This is a genomic window from Kitasatospora sp. NPDC001539 (assembly GCF_040298565.1).
Classification (GTDB): Bacteria; Actinomycetota; Actinomycetes; order Streptomycetales; family Streptomycetaceae; genus Kitasatospora.
In genome coordinates, this window is sequence record NZ_JBEPAK010000364.1 from 1 (window position 1) to 5035 (window position 5035).

Sequence of the window (5035 nt, forward strand, 5' to 3'; positions counted from 1 at the left end):
AGGGGCTGTCCCCAACCGGGACAGCCCCTCCGCCAGCAAGATCTTCAGGATCCTTTTAGGGCGCCCCGGCCGCCCGGAGAAGATCGCCGACCGGCGCGCGTAGGCTGGCTGCCGTGCGCTCCGTGATCCTCCCGCCGCCGGCCCGCTAGCGGGCGGCGAACTCCGACCACCCCGGCCCCGGCGGGAACGCCCGCCGCCACCGGGGCGATGGCTGCCGCCCGCGTACCCCGCGGACCTCGACCGGCAACCCATCGTGGAGCACCGACGCATGACCTCGTACCCCGCCGTGCCGTTCCGGCGCGGCCTGTTGTCCATCTCGGCCGCCGCAGTCGCCTGGGGCGCGGGCGGCGCCGTGGCAGCGCTGCTGCTGCGCACCAGCGGGCTGGGCCCGGTGGCCGTCTCCTGCTGGCGCTTCGGCGTCGCCGCGCTCTGCGTGGCGGTGCTGCCCTCCGGCGGAACGACCACCCGGCGCCGCGCCGCCGTGCTGACCGGCCTCGGCCTGGCCGTCAGCCAATGCGCCTACTTCGGCTCGGTGCAGTACGCGGGCCTCGGCCTGGGCACCCTGATCACCATCGGCGCCGGGCCGGTGCTCACCAGCCTCGGCGCCCATCTGCTGCTCGGCGAACGCCTCACCCGCCGGGCGGCGGCCGCCGTGCTGCTCGCCCTCGGCGGGCTGGCCCTGCTGGTCGCCGCACCGGCCGCCGGGCCGCGTCCCGCCCTGGGCGCCGCCCTGGCGGTGCTGGCCGGCGCCGGCCAGAGCGGGCTGACCCTGTGGGCGCGCGGCGGCGGCTCGGCGACCGCGGGCACCGGCGCCTTCCTCACCGGTCTGCTCTGCCTGCTGCCGTTCGCGGCCGTGCAGGGCGTGCTGCCCACGGCCGGGGAGCCGGCGTTCACCGGGGTGGCACTGCTCTTCCTCGGAACGGTGCCGACCCTGCTCGCCTACCGCTGGTACTTCACCGGTCTCACCGCCGTGCCGGGGACGACGGCCTCGGTGCTGGTGCTGCTGGAGCCGGCCACGGCCGCGCTCATCGGCGTGCTGTTCCTCGGCGAGCCGCTCACCGCGGGCGTGCTGGCCGGCTCGGCGCTGCTGCTGGCCGCGATCGCGGCGCTGGCGCGGGCGTAACGGCGCGGCGGGGCCGCAGCGGAGCGAGCCCATCGCGGAGCGGCCGACGGCGCAGCGGCCGGGGGCCGTCCGGACGTAGGGCGGCGTGCACCCGGGCGGACCAGCTGTGGTCGCCGGGGGCACGCCGCCGTGCTGTCGTGGGCCGCATGAACTCCTCGCTCCCCGCCCGGGCCGCCGTCACCGCCACGATCGCCGTCCTCCTCGCCGCGGGCGCCGTCGCCCCCGCCACCTCCGCCTCGGCGGCGCCGGGCGGCAGGCGCGACGTCACCGCCGAGCAGTGCCGGGCCGCAGGAGGGCACGTCGAGGGCAGCGGCTACTGCGTCGACGCGGGCGGCGAGGACGCCTGGGGAGCCCCCATCGACGGACAGGCGGTCAACCCCGATCCGCGCCCCGGCCAGGAGGACTGAGCAGCCGCGGAGCTGCGGAGCCGCCGCTCAGGGCACCGGCCGCAGGGCGACCGGGCGCGCGGCCGCCGGGCCGGGGGTCAGCGTGCGCAGCACCAGGTCGATCCGCACCCTCGCCGCGCCCGCCCGCTGCAGCGCGGCGGCGACCGCCCGTAACTCCTCCGGGCCGGTGCAGGCCAGGTGGAGCTCCAGGTCGGCGTCGCCGGCGAGGGCCAAGCCGCTCCGGACGGCCGGGAACTCCGCAGCCAGCCGGTCGAAGTCGAGCGGGACGGGCCCGTAGCCGACCCGGGCGAGCGCGTGCAGGTCGCGGGCCTGCCCGGGCAGGCCCGGCGCGGGCTCGGGCCCGGCCGGGACCAGGGCGAGCGGGGCCGTCACCGGTGCTGGAGCTGTGCGGTGGGCGCCGGAGCGGGCGCTGCCGCCGGGGCGGCGACGGGCGGGGCGACCAGCCGGGGGTCCAGCACCAGGGTGTGCACCCCGAGCGGGGCGGTGAGGCTGCGCAGGGCGGGCTCGCCCATCTCGACGTAGTCGTGGTCCGGCCCGAGCAGGGCGGCGAGGGCCTCGGGGCTGGAGAAGCCGACCGCGCAGCGACGCCCGTCCCGCAGGCGGAACAGGCGGAGGGCGGAGATGCCCCCGCTGCCGGTGCGGCAGCCGGTGAGGGTGTCGGTGCCGGCGCCGGGGGTGTCGGCGGTGGCGTGGGCGGTGACTGTGGCGTTGGCGTTTGCGTTGGCGGTGACCGGAACGTGCCAGACGAGGCGGGCCATGCGGATGCTCCCGGGTGGGGTGGTGGTGCCTGCCGGAACTGCTTCCTCGACGCTAGGCCCGGTCCGGGCACAGCGTCGTCGGTCCTGACGCGGCATTGACCGAATGGGGTGGCGCGTTGACGCACCCCTGACACCCGGCTCACCCGTTGGGACGACGGCAGCCCTGTGACCGGCCGCACACCGGCCGACGGCGACGGGAACACGTTCCCGGCGGGCGCCCGGGCGCGGACGGGTCGGGGCGCTCCGAAAAAACTTGCCTCCCGCGCCGCGGCGGACCACGGTGGAGTCGGCTGCCGTGACGGCCGCCGAGACGCCGCGTGATGCCTGCGCGATGCCTGCGCAGCGCCCTGCCCTGATGCCCGCCGGAGCGGTCGCCGACGCCGCCCGGAGCGCTCCGGGAAGGGGGGAGGTGGAGCGAGGGGCCCGGAACGAGATATCTTGACGTCAAGACGTTGGAGACGTGAAGCGGAGTACCGATGACTGACTCGACCATCATCTATACGCACACCGACGAGGCTCCGGCCCTGGCGACCTACTCGTTCCTGCCGGTGGTCCAGGCGTACGCCTCGACGGCGGGCGTGCGGGTGGAGACCCGTGACATCTCCCTGGCCGGGCGCATCATCGCCAGCTTCCCGGAGCGTCTGACCGAGGCCCAGCGGATCGGCGACGCCCTGGCCGAGCTCGGCGAGCTCGCCAAGACCCCGAGCGCCAACATCATCAAGCTGCCGAACATCTCGGCCTCCGTGCCGCAGCTCAAGGCCGCCATCGCCGAGCTGCAGGCCCAGGGCTACGCCCTGCCGGACTACCCGGACGACCCGCAGACCGACGAGGACAAGGACGTCCGCGCCCGCTACGACAAGGTCAAGGGCAGCGCCGTCAACCCGGTCCTGCGCGAGGGCAACTCGGACCGCCGCGCCCCGCAGTCGGTCAAGAACTACGCCAAGACCCACCCGCACCGCATGGGCGCGTGGACCGCGGAGTCCAAGACCAACGTCGCCACCATGGGCGAGAACGACTTCCGCTCCACCGAGAAGTCCGCCGTGATCGCCGCCGACGGCGCCCTGCGCATCGAGCTGGTCGGCGAGGACGGCACCACCACCGTCCTGCGCGAGAAGGTCCCGGTGCTGGCCGGCGAGGTCGTCGACGCCTCGGTGATGCGCGCCGCCGCCCTGAACGAGTTCCTGGCCGCGCAGGTCGCCCGGGCCAAGGCCGAGGGCGTGCTGTTCTCGGTGCACCTCAAGGCCACCATGATGAAGGTCTCCGACCCGATCATCTTCGGCCACGTCGTCCGCGCCTTCTTCCCGAAGACCTTCGCCAAGTACGGCGAGGTGCTGGTCGCCGCCGGTCTGAACCCGAACAACGGCCTCGGCGGCATCCTGGCCGGCCTGGACAACGTGCCGCACCTGGGTGCCGAGATCAAGGCCTCCTTCGAGGCCGAGCTGGCCGAGGGCCCGGCGCTGGCCATGGTCGACTCGGACAAGGGCATCACCAACCTGCACGTGCCGAGCGACGTCATCGTCGACGCCTCGATGCCGGCCATGATCCGCACCTCCGGCCACATGTGGGGCCCGGACGGCCAGGAGGCCGACACCCTCGCCGTGCTGCCGGACAGCAGCTACTCCGGCGTGTACCAGGCCGTGATCGACGACTGCCGCGCCAACGGCGCCCTGGACCCGGCCACCATCGGCTCGGTGCCGAACGTCGGCCTGATGGCCCAGAAGGCCGAGGAGTACGGCTCCCACGACAAGACCTTCGAGATCGCGGCCGCCGGCACCGTCCGCCTGGTCGACGCCGAGGGCAACGTGGTGCTGGAGCAGGCCGTGCAGCCGGGCGACATCTTCCGCGCCTGCCAGACCAAGGACCTGCCGATCCAGGACTGGGTCAAGCTGGCCGTCACCCGCGCCCGCGCCACCGGCGACCCGGCGGTGTTCTGGCTCGACGAGAGCCGCGCCCACGACGCCGTGCTGATCGAGAAGGTCAAGACCTACCTGCCGCAGCACGACACCACCGGCCTGCAGATCGAGATCATGTCCCCGGTCGAGGCCACCAAGTTCTCGCTGGAGCGCATCCGCCGCGGCGAGAACACCATCTCGGTGACCGGCAACGTGCTGCGCGACTACCTGACCGACCTCTTCCCGATCCTGGAGCTGGGCACCAGCGCGAAGATGCTGTCGGTCGTCCCGCTGATGGCGGGCGGCGGCCTGTTCGAGACCGGCGCGGGCGGCTCCGCCCCGAAGCACGTCCAGCAGCTGGTCAAGGAGAACTACCTGCGCTGGGACAGCCTGGGCGAGTTCTTCGCGCTGGCCGCCAGCTTCGAGCACCTGGCCGCCAGCACCGGCAACGCCCGCGCCAAGGTGCTGGCCGACACCCTGGACCGCGCCACCGGCACCTTCCTCAACGAGGACAAGTCGCCGAGCCGCCGCCTCGGTGGCATCGACAACCGCGGCAGCCACTTCTACCTGGCCATGTACTGGGCCCAGGAGCTGGCCAAGCAGACCGCCGACGCCGAGCTGGCCAAGGCCTTCGACGGCCTGGCCAAGGCGCTGACCGAGCAGGAGCAGACGATCGTGGACGAGCTGATCGCCGTCCAGGGCTCGCCGGTCGACCTCGGCGGCTACTACCAGCCGGACCCGGCCAAGGCCGCCGCCGTGATGCGCCCGTCCAAGACCTTCAACGAGGCGCTCGCCAACCTCGGCTGACGACAGCCGAGTTCGAGGCACCGGGAGGCCCCCGGGTCCGCACCTGCG

The 5035-nt window shown here is 74.3% G+C and carries 5 protein-coding genes; 3 read left to right on the forward strand and 2 right to left on the reverse strand.

Features of this window, described 5'->3' with window-relative positions; translation table 11 throughout:
* The first annotated feature begins 268 nt into the window (after window positions 1-268).
* Window positions 269-1123: an EamA family transporter gene (locus ABT247_RS31625; RefSeq protein WP_350749588.1), complete on the forward strand. Its 855-nt coding sequence runs from the start codon at window positions 269-271 to the stop codon at window positions 1121-1123.
* Window positions 1124-1269: 146 nt separating this feature from the next.
* Entirely contained in the window at window positions 1270-1530 is a 261-nt protein-coding gene (locus tag ABT247_RS31630) for a hypothetical protein (protein ID WP_350749591.1), read from the forward strand.
* A 27-nt stretch (window positions 1531-1557) separates the two neighbouring features.
* On the opposite strand, the gene ABT247_RS31635 is transcribed toward ABT247_RS31630, so the two are convergent.
* Window positions 1558-1902 (reverse strand): hypothetical protein, encoded by a 345-nt coding sequence (locus ABT247_RS31635; protein ID WP_350749593.1) that lies wholly within the window; start codon window positions 1900-1902, stop codon window positions 1558-1560.
* Complete coding sequence (locus tag ABT247_RS31640) at window positions 1899-2288, reverse strand: SAV_915 family protein (protein ID WP_350749596.1); 390 nt, start codon at window positions 2286-2288, stop codon at window positions 1899-1901. Before ABT247_RS31640 ends, ABT247_RS31635 begins: the two co-directional genes overlap by 4 nt.
* Window positions 2289-2764: 476 nt before the next feature.
* On the opposite strand from ABT247_RS31640, the gene ABT247_RS31645 reads away from it, so the two are divergent.
* Window positions 2765-4987 carry an NADP-dependent isocitrate dehydrogenase gene (locus ABT247_RS31645; protein WP_350749599.1) on the forward strand — a complete coding sequence of 741 codons (2223 nt, stop codon included), beginning with the start codon at window positions 2765-2767 and terminating at the stop codon, window positions 4985-4987.
* Window positions 4988-5035 lie beyond the last annotated feature (48 nt).